Source organism: Brucella sp. NBRC 12953, from assembly GCF_040369775.1.
GTDB classification, from domain to species: domain Bacteria; phylum Pseudomonadota; class Alphaproteobacteria; order Rhizobiales; family Rhizobiaceae; genus Brucella; species Brucella pseudogrignonensis.
In genome coordinates this window covers 185,304-208,433 of sequence record NZ_BAABSV010000004.1, presented here as the reverse complement: position 1 = coordinate 208,433, position 23,130 = coordinate 185,304, and the positions used below count along the sequence as shown (strand labels likewise).

Below are 23,130 nucleotides of genomic sequence, written 5' to 3'. Positions count from 1 at the left end.
AAATCTCAACTGGTTCAGCAGGCTTGCGATGAACAAAAAGGTCTAAACATATGAAGTTGGCGATGATCGGGACGGGCTATGTGGGTCTGGTTTCGGGCGTGTGTTTTGCCGAATTTGGCTTTCACGTCACCTGTGTCGACAAGAATCCGTCGATCATCGAACGGCTTGAAGCGGGTAAGGTTACGATTTTCGAGCCGGGGCTTGATGAGCTTATGGGCCGGAATATTCGTGACGGGCGGCTGGAGTTCAGCACCGATCTGGCGACCAGCGTTGCCGATGCCGATGTCATCCTGATCGCCGTTGGCACGCCGTCGCGGCGTGGCGATGGCGAAGCCGATCTGCAATATATTGAAGCTGCTGCTGATGAAATTGCTGCGGCCATGAAGCCGGGGGCGGTGGTCGTCATTAAATCGACCGTTGTTGTTGGCACCAATGCGCGCATTCGTGATCGTATCGCGCAAGCGCGTCCGGGCGTTGCCTTTTCGATGGTTTCAAATCCTGAATTCCTGCGTGAAGGCTCTGCGATTGAAGATTTCATGCGCCCTGATCGCGTTGTCGTCGGTGTTGATGATGAGCGTGGTAAGGCTGCGATGCAGCGGCTTTATCGTCCGCTTTATCTGCGTGAAACGCCGATGGTGGTCACGTCGCTGGAGAACGCGGAAATCATCAAATATGCGGCCAACGCTTTTCTTGCGATGAAGGTGACTTTCATCAATCAGGTAGCCGATCTTTGCGAAAAGACCGGCGGCAATGTGCAGGAAGTCGCGCGCGCCATCGGCATGGATAACCGCATCGGTTCGAAATTCCTCCATGCTGGCCCGGGCTTTGGCGGTTCCTGCTTCCCGAAGGACACACGCGCCTTTGCTGCAACCGGCAAGAAATACGATGCGCCGCAGTCGCTGATCGAGGAAGTGATTTCGGTCAATGAGGCGCGCAAGCAAGCAATGGCAGAGCGTATCGTTACAGCGGCTCGCGAAAGCGGCGCGAATACGGTTGCCGTGCTTGGTGTCGCCTTCAAACCGAACACTGACGATATTCGTGAATCGCCGTCGCTCGATATCATTGCGGCTATCCAGAAGGCAGGCCTCTCTGTTCGTGCACATGATCCCGAAGCCATGGATGCTGCAAAGGCAGTATTGCCGGATGTGATCTGGTGCAGCTCCGCTTATGAGGCCGCAAAAGGCGCAGGCGTTGTGGCGCTGCTCACCGAATGGAATGCCTATCGCGCATTGGATCTGAAGCGTGTCGCCAATGCGATGGAAGGCAATGTGCTGATTGATCTTCGCAATGTCTATAAAGCCGATGATGTGGCCGGAACCGGACTTGATTATCGCTCAGTGGGGCGGACTCTAAAAATCCAGTAGCTAAAACAAAAACGCCGATCTGAACTCATCAGATCGGCGTTTTGATTTTGAGCTGTGAACAGCGAACTAGTCAGCCGCTGCCACGCGCTTCTTCTCGTTGGCAATCAGCCAGAGATTGCGGACGTAAACGATAAGGCCCAGAGCCTGTCCAGCGATGAAGACCGGGTCCTTGCGCTGGATCGCATAAATCAGCAGCAACGCGCCGCCAAACAGCGAAAAGAACCAGAATGCCACCGGCATAACGCTTTTCTTGGCCTTTTCAGATGCCAGCCACTGCACGACGAAGCGCATGGTGAAACAGGCCTGTGCGATAAAGCCTAGAATGATCCAGCCGTCCCATTGTGCGACGAACACATCGTGCAGCCATTGAGCGAGGCTGTTGAAAATATCAGTCATGGGTAATCTCCGTCACGCGCGGCACAACCTTGCGACGCTTGCGCAGCCACCATACGCCATAAAGGTCGAGAATGCCGCGCAGGCCACGGTCGAGAATGCCGTAGTTGGATTTGCCATGGCGGCGTTCGCGGTCGGTGACATCGATGTGGACGACATCAAAGCCTTCACGCAGGGCCAGCGCTGGCAGATAACGATGCCAGCCGTCAAAAAATGGCAACTGTCGGAAAAGTTCAGTGTGCAGTGCCTTGAGACCACAACCGGAATCGCGTGTCTTGTCCTTCAGGATCGCGCCGCGCAGATTATTGGCAAAGCGTGAGGAAAGCTGCTTGAGTTTGGTGTCGGTGCGCTTGAGACGCTGACCGGCGGCGATACCAAAAGCCGGGCCTGCATTGATCAAAGCGTCTGCAAGTGCTGGCAGATAGGCCGGATTATTCTGTCCGTCGCCGTCCATCGTCACAACAATCTGGCCACGAGCTGCGAAAACACCGGAGCGCAATGCAGCGCTCTGTCCGGATGAACGGTCGTGGCGGATATGGCGCAGCGGCTTGCCTGCATGGATGCGACCAGCCAGCACATCGCTGGTGGAATCTGTCGAACCATCGTCAACGACAATCACTTCATACGCGCGACCCAGCATAGCGCTATCGACTTCGTCGAGTAGAAAAGCGAGATTGTCGGCCTCATTGCGGCAGGGGATGACCACAGAAATCGTTGGTGTTGCCAAGCGGAGCTTCCTTCATTCCTTGCGCATTTGCCGTAAAATCGTGTGCTTAATATCTCAGTACAGGTGCCCTGTAGCGCGCAAGGCGGGCTCCATAACATTGATTGCCGGGCAAACCAAGTGTTTCAAGAAATCGTGAGTTGGACCGGATAGTTGTTTATCAGCCGCTTTTACTCCGACATATGTCCAGACGGAAGTACCTCTGCAAGCCAATCCAGAAAATTCTGCGTCACTTCATCCCGGTTGATGTCATTGAGGCTTTCGTGGCGCGTGCCGGGGTAAATCGTGCAAGTGACCTTGCTGAAGCCCATGCCCTGCATTCTGTCCGCAAGTTTACGCGTCGCTTTGGCCTTGTCTGTTGCAGGATCCTGAGTGCCTCCAACCAGATTGAAAGGCAAATCTTTGCGGATACCCGCAAAATTGCTGTCGGTTGCACCAGCTTTCATCATACGAAAGACGTCGATCCACAGTGCAACACTCGCGTCGAAGCCGCAGAGCGGATCATTCACATAGGCTTCAACCTCTGCCGGATCGCGCGAGAGCCAGTCGAAAGCCGTTTTATGGCCGGGAATGGATGCTCCCCATGCGCGGAAGGTGAGCTTCGGCAGAATAGAGCTTGGAACGTCGGAGCCCTTGAACATCCGCTCCGCCTTCAGCAGCGCCATGGCAGCACTGTTTTCGATGCCGCCATTGAAATTGGCATTCCAGACTGCAGCTGCATCGATGGTATCTGAATGTGCAAGCGCATAGTTCAGTGCGATAAGTCCACCCATCGAGTGCCCGAACAAAACCACAGGCACGCCGGGATAGGCTGCATGAATATGGCGGTTTAGTGCGAGAATATCGTCGATGGCCACTCTTTGGCCGCCTTTTTGTGCAAACATTCCTCTTGGTGCATGAGGACTTATGTTTGCACCATGACCACGGTGATCATGTGCATAGACGTGGTAGCCCGCTTGATTAAGCGCCTTTGCGAAGCGCGCATAACGAGCCGAATGTTCGGCAAGACCATGGCAGATGTGCACGATAGCCTTTGGGGCGTCTTGCGCAGCGGACAGCGACTGACGGTATGGCAGATCGGTTCCGTCTGAGAGGGGCAAGCGATTGATGGTTTCAAATGACATGGGATCATCTGAATTTATGCTGCGCAAATAGTCAAATTGTCTTTTGGTAGCGTCTTTAAAAAAGGCATCCAAAGGTTGAATGAACTAATTTTAGGCATTTGCAATTTTTGAGAAAATTCCGCTTGAAAACCGCGAAATCCTAGGCAAATCTATCTTTATCAGGGGATATGGACGGAGTTTTGAAGAGAATTCAGGGGCGTCGAATTCCAGTCGTTAAGGCATAACTAGCAGGCTATTCGGTGAAAGGGAGGATACTTTCTCGAATAGTGGCCAGAGGGGAAACCGGGTGACGGAAATATCCGCGCCCGGTTTCATTTTATCAAGGCATATTTCCATTTGGACTTTGCGCGATGATATTTGCTTCCGCGCTCTATTTCGCCTACATAGCCTTCAGAATTTTATCTGCGGTTCGACCGAATAGTCGTACACGCTCTCTAACTCGTGGAGACGACGCGCTTTATGGCACGCCAATTCATCTATCATATGTCCGGGCTGAATAAGGCCTACGGCGCTAAGAAGGTTATCGAAAACCTTCACCTGTCATTCTATCCAGATGCGAAGATCGGTATTCTTGGTCCAAACGGCGCCGGTAAGTCGACGATCCTTAAGATCATGGCCGGTATGGACAAGGATTATACCGGCGAGGCATGGCTCGCTGAAGGTGCGACTTGTGGCTATCTTGCTCAGGAACCGCATCTTGATCCTGAAAAGACCGTACTCGGCAATGTGATGGAAGGTGTGGCTGACAAGACAGCTATTCTCGACCGTTATAATGAGCTGATGATGAATTATTCTGATGAAACCGCAGACGAAGGTGCGGCTCTTCAGGACGTTATCGACAGCCAGAACCTCTGGGATCTGGACAGTCAGGTTGAAATGGCGATGGAAGCTCTGCGCTGCCCGCCAGCTGATGCTGATGTCACCAAGCTTTCCGGTGGTGAGCGTCGTCGTGTGGCACTTTGCAAGCTGCTTCTTTCGAAGCCTGATCTGCTGCTGCTCGACGAACCGACCAACCACCTTGACGCTGAAACCACCGCTTGGCTGGAAAAGCATCTGCGTGAATACGAAGGCGCTGTCCTGCTCATCACGCACGATCGCTACTTCCTCGACAATGTCACGGGTTGGATTCTCGAACTCGATCGCGGTCGCGGCATTCCTTATGAAGGCAACTATTCTGCCTATCTGGAAGCCAAGTCCAAGCGCATGATTCAGGAAGGCCGTGAAGACGATTCCCGTCAGAAGGCGCTTGAGCGTGAACGCCAGTGGATTGCTGCGAGCCCGAAAGCGCGTCAGTCCAAGTCGAAGGCACGTATCAAGGCCTATGACCAGCTGGTCGAAGCTGCCAATAATCAGCGTCCGGGCGATGCCCAGATTCTGATCCCGGCTGGTGAGCGTCTTGGTCAGGTGGTTATTGAAGCAGAAGGTCTGACCAAATCGTTTGGCGACCGTATGCTGATTGAAAACCTTACCTTCAAGCTGCCTCCGGGTGGTATCGTTGGTGTTATCGGTCCAAACGGTGCCGGTAAGTCGACGCTCTTCAAGATGATTACGGGTCAGGAAAAGCCGGATTCCGGTTCGATCCGCATCGGCGATACGGTTCATCTTGGTTACGTCGATCAGAGCCGTGATCACCTCGACCCAAACAAGAATGTCTGGGAAGAAATTTCTGGCGGCAACGACATTATCAAGCTTGGCAAGTTTGAAATGAACTCCCGCGCTTATTGCGGTGCGTTCAACTTCAAGGGCGGCGATCAGCAGGCCAAGGTTGGCAATCTGTCCGGTGGTCAGCGTAACCGCGTGCACCTTGCCAAGATGCTTCAGGCAGGCGGCAACGTTCTGCTCCTCGACGAACCAACCAACGATCTTGATACGGAAACGCTGGCAGCGCTCGAAGATGCGCTTGAAAAGTATGCTGGCTGCGCTGTTATCATCTCCCACGATCGTATGTTCCTCGATCGTCTGGCAACGCACATCCTCGCTTTTGAAGGCGATAGCCATGTTGAATGGTTCGAAGGCAACTTCGAGGATTACGAAGCTGACAAGGTCCGCCGTCTTGGACCTGAAAGCGTCAATCCGAAGCGGGTAACCTACAAGCCGCTGACGCGCTAAGAAATCAAAGGCCGGTGCATCGCACCGGCCTTTTTGTTTGACCGCATGTGCTTAACTCTCACGAATTGTGAGGGTGTAATGAGGAGTGGAAAATGAAAGACTGGTCCGCAAAGCAATATCTGAAGTTTGAAGATGAACGTAGCCGCCCGGCAGCTGATCTTCTAGCGCAGATTATGATCGATAGTCCGCGCAAGGTGGTCGATATCGGTTGCGGTCCCGGAAACTCCACCGAGCTTCTCGCCAATCGTTGGCCGAATGCAAGAATCTCGGGTTTCGACACGTCGCCGGATATGATCGAGAAAGCCAAGCAGCGCTTGCCACAGGTTGATTTTTCTCTGGGTGACCTGACGAAGTTTGGGCCTGACGCTGAGACGGATGTGCTGTTTTCCAATGCGGTTTTTCAGTGGATTCCTGATCATAAAGAGCAGATGCAAAGGCTTTTGTCGCAGCTCCGGACTGGCGCTTATCTCGCGGTGCAAATGCCGGATAATATGGCAGAGCCAACCCACGTATTGATGCGTGAAGTTGCCAGGTCCGAGCCCTTCGCCGTGAAGATTGGCAATAAGGGAAGGGGTCCTCTGCCGCCTGTCGCCGATTATTACAACGCGCTGATTGATCATGCTTCCCGTGTTGATATCTGGCATGTGGTTTACAATCATCAGCTGGCTGATGTGGACGCTATCATTGAGTGGGTGAAATCCACCGGTTTGCGTCCCTTCCTTGATCCATTGGATGATGATGAGCAGCGCGAATTTTTGAAAGCATACAAATCGCGTCTTCTGGAATTCTATCCAACGCTGAATGATGGTCGTGTGCTGCTGCGCTTCCCACGAATTTTCATCGTTGCCAGAAAATAACAAAACGCTTTAGCGAGTCTTCTCTCGTCTGTTGCGGAGACCGTCTTTCACAAAGATTTTACCGGGTCTGCAAATCGCTTATCCGGTAAAATATTTAAACTTCAAATGCTTATGTGCCTGCTGAAGAGTTTCTAATCCAATAGTAGTGCATGATAATAGATTGCATACAAACGATATTGCTCCTATGATTTTGCGATATCGGAGGTAATTCCAAACAATTTTTGATGCCCGCTGGGATCGCTTGATTGGGAGTGGTGACATCTGTTTTTCAAAGATGTTGCGTCAAGGTTAGCTTCAGAGACTGTGCGGCTTTTGGTCGAACCATGCAGACTTGCAGACTGAAATCTGAGGCCCGACCGACCTGCCGAATATATTGATTTAGAGATCAACGATTACTGGTTTTGCTCTCTCCCAAGCAAGGCAAGTGATCATGCAGTCGTTTCCCCGTTTTCGGCTGCTATCGGGAGTTTCAGAATGAGCAATGCAGAAATGCACAGCGATGCCAATGGTGAGATCGAAGAGAAACATGACGCTCACGATACGCGCCGCCGGATTTATGCGATCGTTGCGAGCGCCTCCGGCAATCTGGTCGAATGGTACGACTTCTATGTCTATTCTTTCGGCGCACTTTACTTTGCATCACAGTTTTTCCCGGCTGAAGATCAGACCAGTCAGCTGCTGAACGCGGCGGCCATTTTTGCAGCCGGTTTTCTTATGCGCCCGATTGGCGGTTGGCTGTTTGGTCGGCTCGCGGACAAGCTCGGTCGCCGTACTTCTATGCTGATTTCGGTCAGCATGATGTGTCTTGGTTCTTTTGCTATTGCTATCCTTCCGACCTATGAGTCCATCGGCCTTTGGGCACCGCTTCTTCTTTTGCTGGTGCGACTGTTGCAGGGCCTGTCGGTTGGCGGAGAATATGGCACCACTGCCACTTACATGAGTGAAGTGGCTCTTGCCGGGCGTCGCGGTTTCTTCTCGTCGTTCCAGTATGTGACGCTGATTGGCGGTCAGCTTCTTGCTGTTCTGGTGCTGGTAATTCTGCAGTTCTTCCTGACTCCAGAACAGCTGCATGAATGGGGCTGGCGTATCCCGTTTGCTATTGGCGGTCTGGCTGCAATCGTTGCGCTTTATCTGCGCCGTACACTGCACGAAACCTCCACCGAAGAGTCACGTAACAGCAAGGCTGCAGGTAGTTTTGCGACGATCTGGAAGCATCACCGCAAGGCATTTCTGGTCGTTGTGGGCTTCACGGCTGGCGGCTCGCTGACCTTCTATACGTTCACGACCTATATGCAGAAATATCTGGTCAATACCGCCGGTATGAACAAGGAAACGGCCAGCGAGGTTATGACGGTCGCGCTGTTTGCATTCATGCTCATGCAGCCGCTGTTTGGCTATATCTCCGACAAGGTTGGTCGCAAACCGATGATGATCGCCTTTGGCGGCGTATCGGTGTTGACGACTATTCCTTTGCTCACAGTGCTTGGCTCTGTGCAAAGCCCGACAATGGCATTTGTCTATATCGCCATCGCTTCGGCAATTGTGAGCATGTACACGTCGATTGGCGGCATCGTGAAATCGGAACTGTTTCCGGCTGAAGTGCGTGCTTTGGGTGTAGGTTTTTCCTACGCCATTGCCAATGCAATCTTCGGCGGTACTGCCGAATATGTGGCGCTATGGTTCAAGAAGGCCGGCTTTGAAAGCGGGTTCTTCTGGTACGTGACCATCATGATGGTGATCGTGTTCATCGTCGGTCTGGTCATGCCTGATCCGCGCAAACACGGTTATTTGCAGGGTCACGGAACCCACTGATACCTGAACGTGTTAGACGCCGCCTTCGGGCGGCGTTTACATTTCTACCTTCTCATCATCATCCGCGGTGACGAGACGTGTGGCGCGCCATTCGGTTAGCTTTTTGTTGATGTCATCCAGTACAAAGAAACGCGCTGAATCCTTATCGTATCCGTCATCGCGCAGAGTGTCATAGTCGGTATGCGCGTGGCGGACATGCGCAACCGTTGCAAGCCAGACGGCCACCGAGGGTGGGAGTGTCTTCATATGAGGCGCAAGTGCTGCAGCTCGGATTGGCTCTGAATCTGAATAGGGGACCGCGGGAAGCAAAAGCGTGAGCGATTTTGCAATTGCCTTCTGTCGTACAGTGCTTGCACCCATGGCCGTCTTCCTTTCCTGCCTGCAGCAAGATTCGATATAATCATAACCCAGCTACCATTCTGCTCAAACGGCTACCCGAACCGGGTGACAGTTTTGCTGTGTATGGGTTTGCGAAAACTGCTTGCGTCATTATCGTAATTCACATAAACATATCTTTATATGTTTTAGAGCGTGGAGGTTGCGGATTGCGTTTGCAGCTTGATCAGATGGTGGATGTTTTAAAAGCGGTGGCCGAGCCAAGCCGCTTACGCATCCTTGCGCTTCTTTCCAAGGGCGATTTGACGGTGTCTGACCTGACCACAATTCTTGGCCAGTCGCAGCCGCGCGTGTCGCGCCATCTCAAGCTGCTCGGTGAAGCTGATCTGATCGACCGTTATCAGGAAGGTGCCTGGGCCTATTTCCGGCTTTCCGATAATGCGCTGTGCGGCGAGGTTGCACGCAATCTTCTCATCCGGCTCGATGCGACGGATGCGCTGATTGAGCGTGATCTGGAGCGCCTCTCACAGGTCAAATCCAATCGTCAGGAAAAGGCTGCGGCCTATTTCAGTGCGAATGCCGGAAGCTGGGACGAAATTCGCAAGCTTCATGTGTCTGAGAATGCCGTGGAAGCGGCGCTCAAGACCATTGTGGGTGATAAGCCATTTCAAGCGATGCTTGATGTTGGCACGGGCACCGGTCGGCTGCTGGAACTGTTTTCACCGCTTTATTCCCGCGGCCTTGGCATCGATATCAATCGCGACATGCTTGCCGTGGCGCGTGCCAATCTTGACCTTGCAACGGTGAGCAATGCGCAAGTGCGGCAGGGCGATGTTTATGCGCTGCCCGTCGAACGTGAGAATTTCGATCTCGTAACCATCCATCAGGTTCTGCATTTTCTTGATGATCCGCAGGCTGCTATTCGCGAGGCAACGCGTGCGCTGCGCCCTGGCGGGCGGCTGCTGATTGTCGATTTTGCACCGCATAAGCTTGAGTTTCTGCGCGAAGAACACGCGCATTTGAGGCTTGGCTTCAGCGATGAGCAGATGCTCGGCTGGTTGAAAGAAACAGGGCTTGAGCCCGACACAACGACTGAATTGGGGCCGAAGGTTGCCAATGGCGATGACGGATTGACGGTAAAGCTCTGGCTTGCCCGTGATCCGCGTGTGCTGATTGCTGATCCGGCTTCGCGCAATGAAAGCATGACGGAGACAGTTTGATGGGTTTCTATGGTCTTTCCCGCCGACCAGATATCGGCCAGACCACCCGGGTTTCGTTCGAATTCTTCCCGCCCAAGTCGGAAGAAATGGAACAGCGCCTGTGGGAGACGGTAACGCGGCTTGCGCCGCTAAAGCCGGAATTTGTCTCCGTGACCTATGGTGCGGGTGGTTCTACGCGTGAGCGCACGATTCGCACGGTTGCACGTATTCTGAAAGAAACAGATGTCCAGCCTGCTGCGCATCTCACCTGTGTCGATGCGACCAGTGAGGAAGTTGATCGCGTGGCGCAGGAGTTCGCAGCACTTGGCGTCAATCGCTTCGTAGCGCTGCGTGGTGATCCGGCTGCCGGTATCGGCGAGAAATATGTTCCGACGCCGGGCGGCTATCAGAATGGCGCTGAGCTCGTCGGTGGTCTGCGTAAGCTTGCTGACTTCGACATTTCTGTTTCGGCCTATCCAGAAAAGCATCCGGAAAGCCCGGATTTTGCGACCGATATCGATATGCTCAAGCGCAAGGTCGATAATGGCGCAACGCGCGCCATCACGCAGTTCTTCTTCGATAACGACCTTTATGAGCGTTATGTCGAGCGTGTGCGCCGTGCGGGTATCTATATCCCGATCGTTCCAGGTGTTCTGCCGGTCCATAATTTCAAGCAGGTTCGCAATTTCTGCGCGCGTTCAGCAACGCATATTCCGGCATGGCTGGCAGAGCGCTTTGACGGGCTGGATAATGACCCGCAGACGCATCAGCTTGTTGCAGCAGCCATTGCTGCCGAACAGGTCATGGATCTGATTGAACGCGGCGTGCAGGACTTCCATTTCTACACGATGAACCGAGCTGACCTTCCATACGCGATCTGCCATATGATTGGTATTCGGCCTAAAACTGAAGCCCAGTTGGAAGTCGCCTGAAATGAAAAAAGCCCGGTCTGAAACCGGGCTTTTCCTTTAAGTGAAACGGATAGGTTCATCCTCAAAAACCGATGCCGTCTAATGGCTTAGGCTGTTCCCAATCAGGGAATAACGCCTGCTATCAACGCTGCAACAAATGCAAATGCTGCACAGATCATGAGGACATTCAAAGATCGCGTAAGTCCCATTGGTCTGTCTCCTTCTAAGCATCCGACGAAGTCGAATGCGCGCTGGTAGAGAACCTGAATTTAAGCGCAAAAGGCCTCAAACAAAAGAAGATTTCTTGCTGCAATATGCGGTGATCGTGGAAAAAACCTTCTGTTTACCACCTAAGTCATTGAAATTTTTAACTGTAAAATTTTGTTCACATTTCATGAAAATGCCACGAAACCGCCAATTTTGAAGGTGGTTTTGACACAATTTTTGGGGCGTTTCAGCTGATAAACGCCAGAAAAACGGACAGAGTCACGACCGAAATCGTTGTCGAATAGAGAATTACATTCGACGTAATTGCTGCCTCACGACGGTAATGTTCGGCCAGCATGAAGGGTCCGGTGCCAGCGGGGAGTGCGGCGAGCAAAGTCGCGCTTTGTGCCAGATGCGGCGGCAGTTTAAACACATAGACTGCAAGCAGCCATGTGGCGAGCGGCATGACGATGAGCTTGACCGAGACAAGAAAAGCGATGGCATTGATGCTTTCCCGCTCGATCTTTCGGGGCTGGGCAAGGAAAAGCCCAAGCGCAACCAGCGCGCAAGGAGAGGCAGCGCCGCCCAACATCTTCAGGAAAGTTTCGGCAGGTGCAGGAATGGTAAAGCCAGTTACAGGCACCAGCATTCCGAGGAATGGTGCTACGAGCAGCGGATTGCGGATCAGCGAACGCGTAACCTTCCACACTAGATGCAGCGGCTTCTTCTCTGTTTGCAGGCCGATCTCGATCAGGACAATGGCGAAAGCGAAGGTCACACAAACGGTGATGATGATGGTGATCGTAGTTGCAGCGAGTACGCCTGAACCAAATGCAATCATCGAAAGCGGAATGCCCATATAGCCCGTATTGGGATAGGCTGCATTAAGGCCATCGATGGCGCTGTCTGCGAGCGGCTGCTTGCCGCGCAGGCGGATAATGAAGGGCAGGGCAAAGGCGATGGCGCTGCTGAGCAGAAACACGGCGATAAAGCCCGGTTGCCAAAGTTCGCTGCCATGCGTGTTGGCCATGATGTCGAATAGCAGGGCCGGCAATGCGAGATAGACGACAAAGCGATTGAGTTCCGCAATTGCATGTGGGCCCAATATTTTCAGCTTGAACGCAAGCCAACCTGAGAAAATCAGGGCGAATACGGGCAGGACGACGATCAGAGTCGAGAGCATGGCGGGATCACTTGCAACGATAGAGTGGTTCCCGCTTTTGCTGGAAATACTCTAGAACTAAAAAGGCGCGGGGTTATCCGCGCCTTGGATTCATTCAGAGTCAGAGCTTTTCAAGCAGCTCTGGAGTTGGCCAGGAATCAGCTGGCATTCCAAGACGCAGCTGTTCGGTGCGGACTGCATCGCGGGTCAATACGCCGAAGACACCATCAATCTTGCCCATATCATAGCCACGAGCCTGAAGCTTGTTCTGCAGTTCCTTCATCTGTTCCTGCGTCAAGCCCTGATCAGGGTTGCCCGGATTGAAGGCTGGAGCACCTGCAAGGCGAGTGGCAAAATAAGCAGCCGTGGTCGCGTAAACAATCGACTTGTTCCACTCCACGAAAACATCGAAGTTTGCATAAGACAGGAATGCTGGTCCCTTGCGGCCCAACGGCAGTAGGAGTGATGCATCGCCATCATCAGGGCCAAGCGGTCCCTTGAGACCCACGACACCCTGTTCAGCCCACCATGAATGCGGCTTGCGATTGGTGCGGATGGATTCTTCCCACGGCAGGTCTTTGGTGATGCGTACTTCTTCGAGCCAAGGCTCGCCGCGTTTCCAGCCGAGTTCGGAAATCATGCGGCCTGCCGTCATCATCGCATCAGGCACACTGTTCTTGAGGTCGACCTTGCCGTCGCCGTCGCCGTCAACGCCGCGCTCAAGATAATCCTTCGGCAGAAGCTGCATCATGCCGATTTCGCCAGCCCATGCACCTGTCGTTGCCGCATCGACAACACCGGTATCAAAAAGCTTGAGAAGGGCGATCAACTGAGGACGGAAGAGCTCTGGGCGGCGGCAGTCGTAGGAAAGCGTCACAAGCGCGTTCAGCGTGTCGAAATCACCCTGAATGGCGCCGTAATCGGTTTCAAGCCCCCAGAAGGCTGCAAGAACCGGACCCGGCACGCCGTAAGTGTCTTCGACCTTCTTGAACACATCGGCATATTTGACGAGGTTGCTCTGGCCGTTCTTCAGGCGCGCTTCAGAAATCAAGCGCTTGGAGAATTCGGTGAATGTCAGGTTGAAGACCGTCTGTTTGCGGTCGCGGTCGAGAACTTTTTGCTCGAGCATTGCCTTGTGCAGTTCGGCAATGCCCTTTTCACCCACGCCTGCTTCGCGTGCTTCCTTGGTCAGATTATCCATCCACTGACCGTAATCGATCTCGCATTCCGGCTTGGGCAGATTGGCCGCATTGGTTGCGGCATCCGGGCCCGGAGAGGCGAGCGCGGGAGAAATTGCAGTTGATGCCAGTAAAGCGGCAGCCATCACTGAAGCGATAAGTTTCATCGAGAGAACTCACAATTAAAAGAGAAAGAACTTCCCCATTTATTTCCAAAAGCTATTGCCTCATCACGTCATGGAAATGAAGCGAAACTTAGCGTGAGTTCTCATTTGATGCCGAGTTAACGGACCTTGTTGCTTTCCAGCCACTTTTTCCATGCACTGGCACTGCCGGCAAACACATTGATATCTGCGTCACCCTTGATGCCCGGAATGGTTCCCGTACCCGTATATTGCCAGAAGGTCCAAGGATGCGGCCCGTATTTTTCTGTAGGATGCCCAGCCGTGGATCGCAGCCAGAACGGATATTCACGCATCTGGTTGAGGTCGTTTTCATCAAAGAAGTCGACCGTTGTGTAGATGATCGGTCGTTTGCCATAGTGCTTTTCGACGGCATCAAGGAAAATCTTCATTTCCTTGCGCACCACGACCGCATTTGGCCTTAGCTTGCAGCTCGGCGAACTTGCGTTCCATTCCATATCGAGAACAGGAGGCAGTGCGTTCGGATCGCGCGGAACATTCTGAATGTACCAGCGTGCCTGTTCGATGGCTGGGCGGCAGAAGTAATAGAAGTGATAGGCGCTGCGCGGAATGCCAGCCTGCTTCGCGCCGTTCCAATGCTCGGTGAAACGGTCATCAAAGCGGTCGCCGCCTTCTGTTGCCTTGATGAAGGCGAACGAAATGCCGCTGCGGCGTACCGCATTCCAATCAACATCGACCTGATATTTTGAAACATCCGTACCATGGATTGGATAATGCCACGGTGTGCGGCCCGTCCATTCAAACGGTTTTCGATCACCGAACCGCGGTGCATTGACGGCTCCTGTCGGGCGCGCCATCTGCTGCATCGAATTGCCCGACTTTTTAACGTCGGCGAAGTCGTAGTCGACTGTGGTGCAGCCGGCTAGAAGTAACATGCCAAGGGCTAGAATGCTGCGGTTGGCCATACGGTTCATACAGTGGTCCCGGTGTCGCGAATCAATCTTAACAAGGGTTACGCGATCCCGATGCTGACGTCATCAGTCAGCGGGCAAAACTTTGCGGGAAATAGATTGTGTCGCACCAGTTGCGGCTTATTCGGCGCGGATGGTCGCGATCCATGCAAAGCCGCGATAGAGCACTTTGTGTCTTGATATGGCGCCTTGTTCCGCGGCCATGTGGTCTGCGACAGTGAAGAGATCACTACGAGGCGTCACATGGAACCAGCGAAGCCAGGTGAAAAGTGCTTTCTTAAACCAGTAGGGCAGACCTTGCTGATCTCCAAAGTCGACTATGTGAAGTTCGCCACCCGCTTTGAGGTGGCGAATGCTTTCCCGGATAACAGGTTGCCATTGCGGGATCATCGAAACGGCATAGGAAATGAAGATACGGTCGAAATCGCTTTGACCAAAAAGCGCTTCGGGGTTGAAATGCGTGGCGTCGGCGCGTTCGAGGCTGGTGCGCTCGGCAATCCCGGCCCGCTCAGCCGCACTGTGGGCCGTTTCCAGCATCTCCGCTGAAATATCGATGCCAAACAGTTTTGCGTCCGGGTAGGCTTGGGCGGTCTTGACGAGATTGCGGCCTGTGCCGCAACCGATTTCGAGAACATGGCCATTGGACGGAACATTGAGGCCAGCGATCATTGTATCGCGGCCAAGGAGATAATATTTGCGCGTTGCATCGTAAAAATGCCGTTGCCGCTTATAAACCCGGTCCATCAGGCTGGCATGATCGATGCCCTGAGCCCGTCCGCGACTGCCCAATGGATTAACGCCCATATCAAGCGTCCTTTAATGTGTAGAGGTGAAAGCCGCCATATATAGAAGAGCGGTCGCGATCATGTAGCGCGCGCGATTCATCTTCGCGGTAATCCCAATGGGCCAGGATTGACGGATCAACACGGCCCGGAAGCAGGCTTGGTTCTGCTGCCGTGCGGAAGATGACGCGGGCACCGGGCGCTGCTGTGCGTGTGATTTCGCTCCAGAGCGCGTTGAGCTGGCCGTCATTCATCCAGTCCTGTGCGTCGAGCAGAATATAGCGATCCACGGATGAGGCTGGCTTCTGTGCAAGGAACTCGGTGTAGTTGGCGTTTTGAACCGTCATGCGGTCCACGCGGGCGCGCACGGTTTCAAAATTGGCGCGAGAGAGATAGGGCGGCAGGGGGCCGGTTTCCTCATTGCCGCTATAGCCACGTCCGAAGGCCTGCCAGGCGAAATAATTTTCAGTCAGCGGAAAGGCGCAGGCGAGTTTTTCAAGGCGTGCACGAAGGACGAAAGCCATGTCGCCATTACCGGCGGTTGCCAGCGCATCATATTGCTGCGGCGGAATGCCAAGGCCAAACAACGATGATTTACGAGCGGTGGCCCAGCGTACCATGCGTTTTTCAAACAAGGGTGCGAGTGCTGTATCGAAGAATGTCCGCTGCTCTTCCATTGTGCGTGCCTTGAGAATGTCACGCGGGTCAATGCCATAAAGGCGGGCAACGCGGTGCCCCATGCCGATGAAGACACCCAGAAGGCCGTGACGATACAGATCACGCGAGAAGATTGAGATGCGCTGGCGGCCACTCAGTTTGCGTTTTTCCCAGTAGGCGCGGCTTTCTTGATCAAGATGCGGGCGGATAAAGCGCTGGTAGGCTGCGAGATTGGCCTTGTCATCAGCCTTACCATAGAAGCGATAAAAGGTGGCATAATCGGGCAGGTGCTTGAGTGCTGCGAGCTTCAGGCGATTGAACGCCACATGCGCACGGTTAAGATCGACGGCCTCGACGCGAGCCGGATCGGCGGTCAGGTAGGAAAGCGCGTTGCAGCCGCCTGACGCGATGGTCACGATACGATGGCCGGGCTGAATGGCGAGCGCAACCATGTCGACTTCCGGGTCTTCCCAGATTTGTGGATACACCAGCCCCTTAAACAACCAGGCAAAAAGACGCTCTGAAAAGCCCTGTCGTGAGAGCGCATGATTTTGTGTGACGGCGCGTTGAAGGATCGTTCCGTTGGCGTCTTGTCCTGTCATGCCATGCTCCCCGTTTATTGAGCGCATTCCGAATTCTGAATTGGTTCGGGCAAGATGCGCGAAGTTTTAAAGGCGAATCCGACCTTGCTTGCGCAAGTTAAACATCTGCCAGTGACAGGGGCGTGACGGCAGTTTTACGGGAAAATCATGGTTAAAACTTTGTTATTATGGCGTTTTGTTACGAGCAGTAAGACTATTTGAGAGAACCTTTCCGCATGCTCGCCGTTTTTTGTTGTGACGTTGGCATCGTCGTAAAGCATCGCCGGGGACTAAAGAGCGATGTGGCGACTGTCTTCGTAGGTGATTGATCGGATGAACCGATCAGACACGGAAAACCAAAGCAGCGTTGGCTAAATCCCCGCAGCGCTGATTTTTAGGGAAGGAGAGCCATTATGAAAAAGTTTCTGGTAAGTGCGGTAGCTGCCGTATCGTTCCTCGGACTTGCTGCCTGCAGCGACAATTCGAAAGATACGAATAGTGCGCCGTCCACCCCTGCGCCATCAGCGCCGGCAAATAACGATACAACAACGACTCCGTCGACCCCAGCACCGGCACCATCGACACCGGGCACGGGTACACCTCCTGCAAATTAAATTGCAGTTGGTTTATGTGAACCGCGATCAGTTCGCGGCTGAATGGCGGTCTGTTTTGCAGGCCGCCATTTTCCCCGAAAGGAGCAAAGTTGATGGATAACTCTGCAGTAGTCGTCAATAAAGACAGTATGACTGCGTTTTCCATGTTCAAACGCAGGCTTTCTTCGGTTATGGCTTTTGTTATGAGCCGTCATTTTTTGTTTTTGATTTCCGCTGTTGTTCTGGTTGCCCTTGCTGCTTGCGGCAAAGGAGAGGACGAGCAGGCTGCTGCTCCAGCTCAGCCAGAGCAAAACACATCTGCTCCAGCCCCATCCAGTGATACACAGGCTGGACCAGATTTAATGAAGGCTTTGCAGGATAATGCTGGCGTCATAACTCCCGAACAAAAGGCTGCAGCGATTGAGCGTGCGCGCACCAATGCCGAAGCTGCAGCCAAAGCTGTGGGTCAGAGCGTTGAGCAGGCACAGGCCGCAGGCGAAGCGGCGGCGAGTGCTGCACAGCAGTCGTTTGAGGCTCGTCAGGCCGCGCAATAATCGTCTTCACAGGCAGCGATATTTTTCTAAATTATTGTTTTTTCGTCGATTGCAACGGGTTGTTGTTTCCAGCCTTTACGGAATTATATAGAAACGATTCATGTCGATCTGGGTCCGCATCGGTGAGTTCGTCACCTCTGTAACGCTGAACGCTATTTCCAGCGTTATCGAAGCCGTGCGCACGGTTTTTGAGGGCGATGCAGATACGCGTCGTCGCGTTGCATTTTCCATTGCCATGATCGCGCTGTCTGCAAAAATGGCAAAAGCGGATGGTGTGGTGACGCAGGATGAGTTTCGGGCGTTCCAGAGCATTTTTTCAGTGCCGCCAGAAGAGCACGCCCATGTGGTTCGTCTCTATAATCTCGCTCAGCAGGATGTGGCGGGCTATGAAAGCTACGCGCGTCAGCTGGCAGGTCTTTGCCGCGAAGGCGACGATAATTGTCATCTGCTTGAAGATATTCTCGACGGTCTTTTTCATATCGCGACCGCTGACGGCTATGTGCATGACAAGGAAATGGCGTTCCTTGCGAGCGTTGCTGAGATTTTCGGTTATGACGAGGAAGGCTTCGAGCGCATCGCACTCCGCCATGTCAATCGCGGAGAGGGTGATCCTTATGCCATCCTCGGGCTTGTTCGCGGTGTGTCGTTTGAGGATGCGCGCAAGCGCTACCGTTCATTGGTGAAAGAGCACCATCCTGACCGGCTTGTTGCGGAAGGTCTTCCGCTGGAATTTATAAAGATCGCAAATACACGCCTTGCTGCCATCAATGCAGCCTGGGCAAGCGTAGAAAAACAATTGGAAGCCGCATGAGCAGCGCAGACGTATCAGAAGCAGAAATCCTGGCGACACTTGTTTTGGATAGGCCCGATTATCCAGCGGCCTCGATTGATGCGTCGCCGAATTTCGGCATTCGCAAGGACGGCAAGACACCAACCTATCTGATCCTGCATTATACGGGCCTCGCGACGGCTCAGGAGGCGGTTGATATTCTCAAGTCGCCTGAGATGGAAGTGTCGGCACATTATCTGGTTCATGAAGATGGCCGCGTAGTGCAGATGGTGTCGGAAAAGGCGCGCGCATGGCACGCAGGAAAGAGCTTCTGGAAGGGCGAGACCGATATCAATTCAGCATCAATTGGGATCGAAATCGTCAATCCGGGCAATCTCGAAAATTATCCGCCTTTTGCGGGCCGTCAGATTGAAGCAGTAATCGAGCTTTGCCGCAGCATATGTAGCCGATATGAAATCCGTCCCGAAAACGTACTCGCGCATTCGGACATCGCACCAGAGCGTAAAACAGATCCGGGGCACAACTTCCCGTGGAAGAAGCTTCATGCCGCAGGGATTGGTCATCTTATCGAACCCACTGCTGTCCGGGGCGGACGCTTTCTCGCGCGTGGCGAGCAAGGGCAACCGGTCGAAGCTTTGCAGTCCATGCTGGCACTTTACGGATATAAAATCGAGATCAACGGTGTGTTCGATGAGGCTACCGAGACCGTAATTAAGGCGTTTCAGCGGCATTTTCGGACACAAAATGTGGACGGTGTAGCGGACGTATCTACTATAGATACCCTCTACAGGCTTATTTTTTCCCTACAAAATGTTACCGCATGAGCATGAGATTTCATGCTTATGCGTGATAGCTTGAGGTTTCATATTTCTGTAGTAATTTCATTAAATTAGAACGATTACACCTTTTGGCGATGGTATTTTTCCACCATGGCGCGTATCACGAAATGTGACAGTCTTTATTACAACCTGTAAGACTAATTTACTTCCCCAACCAATCTTCGGCTGCATTTCCCCAGCAAATGATCTGGCATTCCCAGCGGCGACGGGCGGGTTTTGGCCAGTCATGCGGGATCATAATTCAAACGGCTCTGCTGCCCCCAAGACCAGCAAAGCCCCATAAAAAACGATCCAAGACGGTAGGTTATGAAAGTAAAATTTGTTGTTGTATGCGCCCTGATTGGCGCCATGAGTTCTTTTGGCCTTAATTCTGCAATGAGTGCGCCAGTCAACGAACCAACCAATCTGGCAGATCTTCTGAAGGCTCGCGCCCAGAACAAGGCTGCTGAAACCAACAAGTCTGAACAGTCATCACGCTCAGCCCAGACAGAACGCAAGCAAACCGCGAAGAAGGCTTCGGTCATCACAAAGCGTGCCGCACCAACGGCAAAGAGCGCGAAGCGGTCCAAGTCTCGCGGTGAGACGTCAAAGTCCGTGAAGAGCGGTACCGGCTACTCCCAGATTATCAATCGCTATGCAGCGACCTACGGTGTGCCTTCGTCGCTCGCCCATGCGGTTGTTCGTCACGAAAGCAATTTCCAGCCAAATGTTCGCGGCAAGGCTGGTGAAATCGGTCTGATGCAGATCAAGCTCTCGACGGCTCGTGGCCTCGGTTATACCGGTTCTGCAAAGGGCCTCTATGAGCCTTCGACCAACATCCAGTTTGGCATGAAGTATCTTGCAATGGCACAGAAGCTCGGCGGCGGCAGCACCTGCGGCACGATCCTCAAGTACAATGCCGGTCATGGTGCAAAGCGCATGAACCCAACCTCTGCAAAATATTGCAGCTCGGTTAAGGCCTACATGGCTGGCCTTTAATATTTGTTCTGACGCCTATCCTGAAAGTCGTTTAGCCCTTTTCGGGATAGGCTCTGAATTTATGTTGTCGGTTGCGTAGAGTTCCAAACCGATGATGTAAACGAAAAGCCGGTAGCGGTTTCGCTGCCGGCTTTTCTGTTTTGCATAGATTTTTTCGAAACCCGGTTCCCACTTGGCATGATCGTGCTATATACGCGCCCGTCAGTCGGTCGGGCAGCCGCGCTTGTCATATGCCGAAAGGCGGCAGGTGAGGAAAGTCCGGGCTCCATGGAAACACGATGCCGGGTAACGCCCGGCGGGGGCGACCCCAGGGACAGTGCCACAGAGAGTAGACCGCCCCGTCTTCCGTACCACTTGGTCAAGCGGCAGGGATGACGGGGTAAGGGTGAAAGGGTGGGGTAAGAGCCCACCGCGCCGGTGGCAACACAGGCGGCACGGTAAACCCCATTGGGAGCAAAACCGAATAGGGACGGCGCGCCGGTTCGCAAGAACCGGCAATCAGTTTCCGGATCAGCCGTCCGGGTGGGTTGCAAGAGGCGGGTGGCGACATCCGTCCCAGATGAATGGCTGCCACGTTGGACGCAAGTCCGGCCATACAGAACCCGGCTTACAGACCGACTGACACTTTATCCTTCCCCATTTCTGTTTGATCGCAGGAAACGGATAGTTGTGTTTTTGTTGCACATCTATTGCGGAACTTCCCAATCAAGGAGGTTTCCATGTCGAGCTTAAAAGATAAGGTCGCAATCATTATCGGTGCGTCGTCGGGAATAGGGCGGGCTACGGCAATGCTGTTTGCCGCGCAAGGTGCAGCTATCGTTCTAAATGCCCGCAATGAGGCGGGGTTGGTGCCAGTAGCGCAAGCTATCAAAGAGCTTGGCGGAGAAGCACATTATGTTGCTGGCGACGCCTCACGAGCTGAAACACATGAGAAACTCATAGCCGTTGCGCAAAGTGAGTTCGGTCGTCTTGATATTGCTTTTAACAATGCTGGTACTGTCGGCCCCATCGGACCGATGACAGAAGCAAGCCTTGATGATTGGAACAAGGTGATTGCCGGAAATCTGACATCGGCATTTCTCGGCGCGAAATCGCAGATACCATTCATGCTCAAGTCCGGCGGCGGTTCGATCATTTTTACATCGACCTTTGTTGGCACCAGTGTCGGCATTCCTGGAATGTCACTCTATGGTGCCGCAAAGGCTGGGTTGATGGGATTGGTGAAGGGCATCACCGCAGATTATGGCGCGCAAGGCATCAGAGCCAACGCGCTTTTGCCGGGCGGTGTCGATACGCCGATGGCAGGCAGTGATACGCAGAAAGAGTGGGCGGCGGGCCTTCATGCAATGAAACGGATTGCGCAGCCCGAAGAAATTGCTCAGGCGGCACTGTTTCTTGCAGGGCCAATGGCGAGCTTTGTTTCCGGTTCAGCGCTTTATGCTGACGGTGGCAATTCAGCGGTCAAGTAAAAAAGCAGCGGCTTTCCGGGTTGGAAAGCCGCTGTGCCGTCTCAAATCGGTACGCCTGTGAAGAAGTCGTAGATGAGTTTCATGTTCAACACGACGATGATGGCAGCGGTAACTGCCGCAAGGATTGTTACCCAGCGCGGCGCCACCAGCGCGCCCATCTTTTTCTTTTCTGCTGTGAACATCACGAGCGGGATAATGGCAAAGGGCAGCTGAAGACTGAGCACCACCTGCGACAGGATCAGAAGTTCCGTCGTGCCCTGCGAGCCGTACATGATCGTCACTATAGCTGCTGGCACGATAGCGACGAAGCGGGTGATTGCGCGACGCAACCAGGGCTTCAGTTTGATATCGATAAAGCCTTCCATCACGATCTGACCAGCCATGGTCGCCGTGATGGTCGAATTAAGCCCGCAGCATAGCAGCGCAATTGCAAACAGTGTTGGCGCCAGAGCGGAACCGAGCAACGGGTTGAGCAAGGCATGGGCTTTGTCGAGATCTTCGACGGTGGTATTGCCTGTCGCATTGAAGCTTGCTGCGGCCAAAATCAGGATCGATGCATTGACCAGCAGTGCGAAGGTAAGGGCAATCGTCGAGTCGAGTGTTGCAAAGCGTATTGCTTCGCGCTTTTCCGGCAAAGTATGCCCGTAATCGCGTGTCTGAATGATGCCGGAATGCAGATAGAGGTTATGCGGCATCACGGTCGCACCAATAATGCCCAATGCTATATAGAGCATATCCGGATTGCGGATGATTTCTGTGGTTGGCGCAAAGCCGCGGATCACTTCGCCCCACTTGGGTTCAGCCATCAAAATCTGGATCAGGAAGCAGAGCGCAATGACGCCGAGCAGCGTGATGATGAGCGCTTCGACCCGACGAAAGCCCTTGTTCTGGAGATAGAGAACAAGAAGCACGTCTGCGGCGGTAATGATGACGCCGATTTCCAGCGGAATGCCGAAAAGCAGATTGAGACCGATTGCCGTGCCGATAACCTCGGCAAGATCGGTGGCGCAGATGGCAAGTTCTGCCAAAAACCACAAAGGCCAGGCGAGAAAGCGTGGATAGGCATCGCGGCAGGCTTGAGCGAGATCGCGACCGGTTGCAACCGCAAGCCGGGTGCATAGTGCTTGCAGAAGTACTGCCATGAGATTTGAAATCAACACGACCGACAGCAGCATATAGCCGAAGCGGGAGCCACCTGCGAGCGAGGTGGCCCAGTTGCCGGGGTCCATATAGCCTACGGCGACAAGATAACCGGGGCCAAAGAAAGCCATTGCGCGGCGAAGTTTTGAACCGGATCGGTTTACCCGGATAGACCGGTGTACATCGGACATCGAGGCTTCGCCCCGATCACGACGCCAACCTTCAAATGTAACGTCTTGCGGAGCGGGGGGCGTACT

21 protein-coding genes, 1 other RNA gene and 1 pseudogene are annotated in these 23,130 nt (G+C 53.5%); 13 read left to right on the top strand and 10 right to left on the bottom strand.

From position 1 onward, the window contains the following. Nucleotides 1-50: 50 nt before the first annotated feature. Entirely contained in the window at nt 51-1,364 is a 1,314-nt protein-coding gene (locus tag ABWV94_RS11280; protein ID WP_113497967.1) for a UDP-glucose dehydrogenase family protein, read from the top strand. A gap of 66 nt (nt 1,365-1,430) precedes the next feature. On the opposite strand, the gene ABWV94_RS11275 is transcribed toward ABWV94_RS11280, so the two are convergent. From ABWV94_RS11275 to ABWV94_RS11265, 3 genes are all read right to left on the bottom strand, one after another. Beyond that, a complete protein-coding gene (locus ABWV94_RS11275; RefSeq protein ID WP_007875866.1) occupies nt 1,431-1,760 on the bottom strand; it encodes a lipid-A-disaccharide synthase N-terminal domain-containing protein in 330 nt (109 codons plus the stop codon). Then, nucleotides 1,753-2,484 (bottom strand): glycosyltransferase family 2 protein, encoded by a 732-nt coding sequence (locus tag ABWV94_RS11270; protein WP_007875863.1) that lies wholly within the window; start codon nt 2,482-2,484, stop codon nt 1,753-1,755. Before ABWV94_RS11270 ends, ABWV94_RS11275 begins: the two co-directional genes overlap by 8 nt. A gap of 167 nt (nt 2,485-2,651) precedes the next feature. Further along, nucleotides 2,652-3,605 carry an alpha/beta hydrolase gene (locus ABWV94_RS11265; RefSeq protein WP_353413622.1) on the bottom strand — a complete coding sequence of 318 codons (954 nt, stop codon included), beginning with the start codon at nt 3,603-3,605 and terminating at the stop codon, nt 2,652-2,654. 459 nt (nt 3,606-4,064) lie between these two features. On the opposite strand from ABWV94_RS11265, the gene ettA reads away from it, so the two are divergent. The 3 genes from ettA to ABWV94_RS11250 all read left to right on the top strand — a co-directional run bounded on the left by ettA (nt 4,065) and on the right by ABWV94_RS11250 (nt 8,383). After that, the gene (gene ettA, locus ABWV94_RS11260; protein WP_007875859.1) at nt 4,065-5,714 is read left to right on the top strand and encodes an energy-dependent translational throttle protein EttA; all 1,650 of its coding nucleotides are present in this window, start codon (nt 4,065-4,067) and stop codon (nt 5,712-5,714) included. A gap of 92 nt (nt 5,715-5,806) precedes the next feature. Next, on the top strand, nt 5,807-6,571 hold the full coding sequence (gene tam, locus ABWV94_RS11255; RefSeq protein ID WP_353413620.1) for a trans-aconitate 2-methyltransferase: 765 nt from the start codon (nt 5,807-5,809) through the stop codon (nt 6,569-6,571). Nucleotides 6,572-7,045: 474 nt separating this feature from the next. Beyond that, nucleotides 7,046-8,383 (top strand): MFS family transporter, encoded by a 1,338-nt coding sequence (locus tag ABWV94_RS11250; RefSeq protein ID WP_112805659.1) that lies wholly within the window; start codon nt 7,046-7,048, stop codon nt 8,381-8,383. Nucleotides 8,384-8,419: 36 nt separating this feature from the next. Here ABWV94_RS11250 and ABWV94_RS11245 read toward each other — a convergent pair whose 3' ends face one another. Further along, complete coding sequence (locus ABWV94_RS11245; protein ID WP_064320838.1) at nt 8,420-8,743, bottom strand: DUF2293 domain-containing protein; 324 nt, start codon at nt 8,741-8,743, stop codon at nt 8,420-8,422. 206 nt (nt 8,744-8,949) lie between these two features. On the opposite strand from ABWV94_RS11245, the gene ABWV94_RS11240 reads away from it, so the two are divergent. Then, nucleotides 8,950-9,939, top strand: a complete 990-nt coding sequence (locus tag ABWV94_RS11240; protein WP_039859954.1) for an ArsR/SmtB family transcription factor — start codon at nt 8,950-8,952, stop codon at nt 9,937-9,939. After that, a complete protein-coding gene (gene metF, locus ABWV94_RS11235; RefSeq protein ID WP_007875844.1) occupies nt 9,939-10,850 on the top strand; it encodes a methylenetetrahydrofolate reductase [NAD(P)H] in 912 nt (303 codons plus the stop codon). The genes ABWV94_RS11240 and metF overlap by 1 nt, the downstream gene beginning before the upstream one ends. Before the next feature lie 433 nt (nt 10,851-11,283). Here metF and ABWV94_RS11230 read toward each other — a convergent pair whose 3' ends face one another. The 5 genes from ABWV94_RS11230 to ABWV94_RS11210 form a co-directional block, all read right to left on the bottom strand. Next, nucleotides 11,284-12,219, bottom strand: coding sequence for an AEC family transporter (locus ABWV94_RS11230; protein WP_113497974.1), 936 nt, complete (start codon nt 12,217-12,219; stop codon nt 11,284-11,286). A 100-nt stretch (nt 12,220-12,319) separates the two neighbouring features. Next, nucleotides 12,320-13,543, bottom strand: coding sequence for a lytic murein transglycosylase (locus ABWV94_RS11225; protein ID WP_113497976.1), 1,224 nt, complete (start codon nt 13,541-13,543; stop codon nt 12,320-12,322). A 116-nt stretch (nt 13,544-13,659) separates the two neighbouring features. Continuing rightward, nucleotides 13,660-14,493 carry a glycoside hydrolase family 25 protein gene (locus ABWV94_RS11220; protein ID WP_007875833.1) on the bottom strand — a complete coding sequence of 278 codons (834 nt, stop codon included), beginning with the start codon at nt 14,491-14,493 and terminating at the stop codon, nt 13,660-13,662. A gap of 117 nt (nt 14,494-14,610) precedes the next feature. After that, nucleotides 14,611-15,294, bottom strand: coding sequence for a class I SAM-dependent methyltransferase (locus tag ABWV94_RS11215; RefSeq protein ID WP_113497978.1), 684 nt, complete (start codon nt 15,292-15,294; stop codon nt 14,611-14,613). A 1-nt stretch (nt 15,295) separates the two neighbouring features. Beyond that, on the bottom strand, nt 15,296-16,531 hold the full coding sequence (locus ABWV94_RS11210; RefSeq protein WP_064320833.1) for a BtaA family protein: 1,236 nt from the start codon (nt 16,529-16,531) through the stop codon (nt 15,296-15,298). A gap of 392 nt (nt 16,532-16,923) precedes the next feature. Between ABWV94_RS11210 and ABWV94_RS11205 the strand changes: the two genes are divergently transcribed. The 7 genes and pseudogenes from ABWV94_RS11205 (at nt 16,924) to ABWV94_RS11175 (ending at nt 21,733) form a co-directional block, all read left to right on the top strand. Then, nucleotides 16,924-17,124 carry a hypothetical protein gene (locus ABWV94_RS11205; protein ID WP_079212087.1) on the top strand — a complete coding sequence of 67 codons (201 nt, stop codon included), beginning with the start codon at nt 16,924-16,926 and terminating at the stop codon, nt 17,122-17,124. Nucleotides 17,125-17,256: 132 nt separating this feature from the next. Beyond that, nucleotides 17,257-17,657, top strand: a pseudogene (locus ABWV94_RS11200) (hypothetical protein). 100 nt (nt 17,658-17,757) lie between these two features. Continuing rightward, a complete protein-coding gene (locus ABWV94_RS11195; RefSeq protein WP_007875826.1) occupies nt 17,758-18,468 on the top strand; it encodes a J domain-containing protein in 711 nt (236 codons plus the stop codon). After that, nucleotides 18,465-19,271, top strand: a complete 807-nt coding sequence (locus ABWV94_RS11190) for an N-acetylmuramoyl-L-alanine amidase (RefSeq protein ID WP_113497980.1) — start codon at nt 18,465-18,467, stop codon at nt 19,269-19,271. The genes ABWV94_RS11195 and ABWV94_RS11190 overlap by 4 nt, the downstream gene beginning before the upstream one ends. Nucleotides 19,272-19,592: 321 nt before the next feature. Next, the gene (locus tag ABWV94_RS11185; protein ID WP_007875824.1) at nt 19,593-20,264 is read left to right on the top strand and encodes a lytic transglycosylase domain-containing protein; all 672 of its coding nucleotides are present in this window, start codon (nt 19,593-19,595) and stop codon (nt 20,262-20,264) included. Between the two features lie 201 nt (nt 20,265-20,465). Then, nucleotides 20,466-20,890, top strand: an RNA gene (rnpB, locus tag ABWV94_RS11180) — RNase P RNA component class A. 93 nt (nt 20,891-20,983) lie between these two features. Next, nucleotides 20,984-21,733, top strand: a complete 750-nt coding sequence (locus ABWV94_RS11175) for an SDR family oxidoreductase (protein WP_113497982.1) — start codon at nt 20,984-20,986, stop codon at nt 21,731-21,733. Nucleotides 21,734-21,774: 41 nt separating this feature from the next. On the opposite strand, the gene ABWV94_RS11170 is transcribed toward ABWV94_RS11175, so the two are convergent. Then, nucleotides 21,775-23,064, bottom strand: coding sequence for an Nramp family divalent metal transporter (locus ABWV94_RS11170; RefSeq protein ID WP_231195821.1), 1,290 nt, complete (start codon nt 23,062-23,064; stop codon nt 21,775-21,777). Nucleotides 23,065-23,130 lie beyond the last annotated feature (66 nt).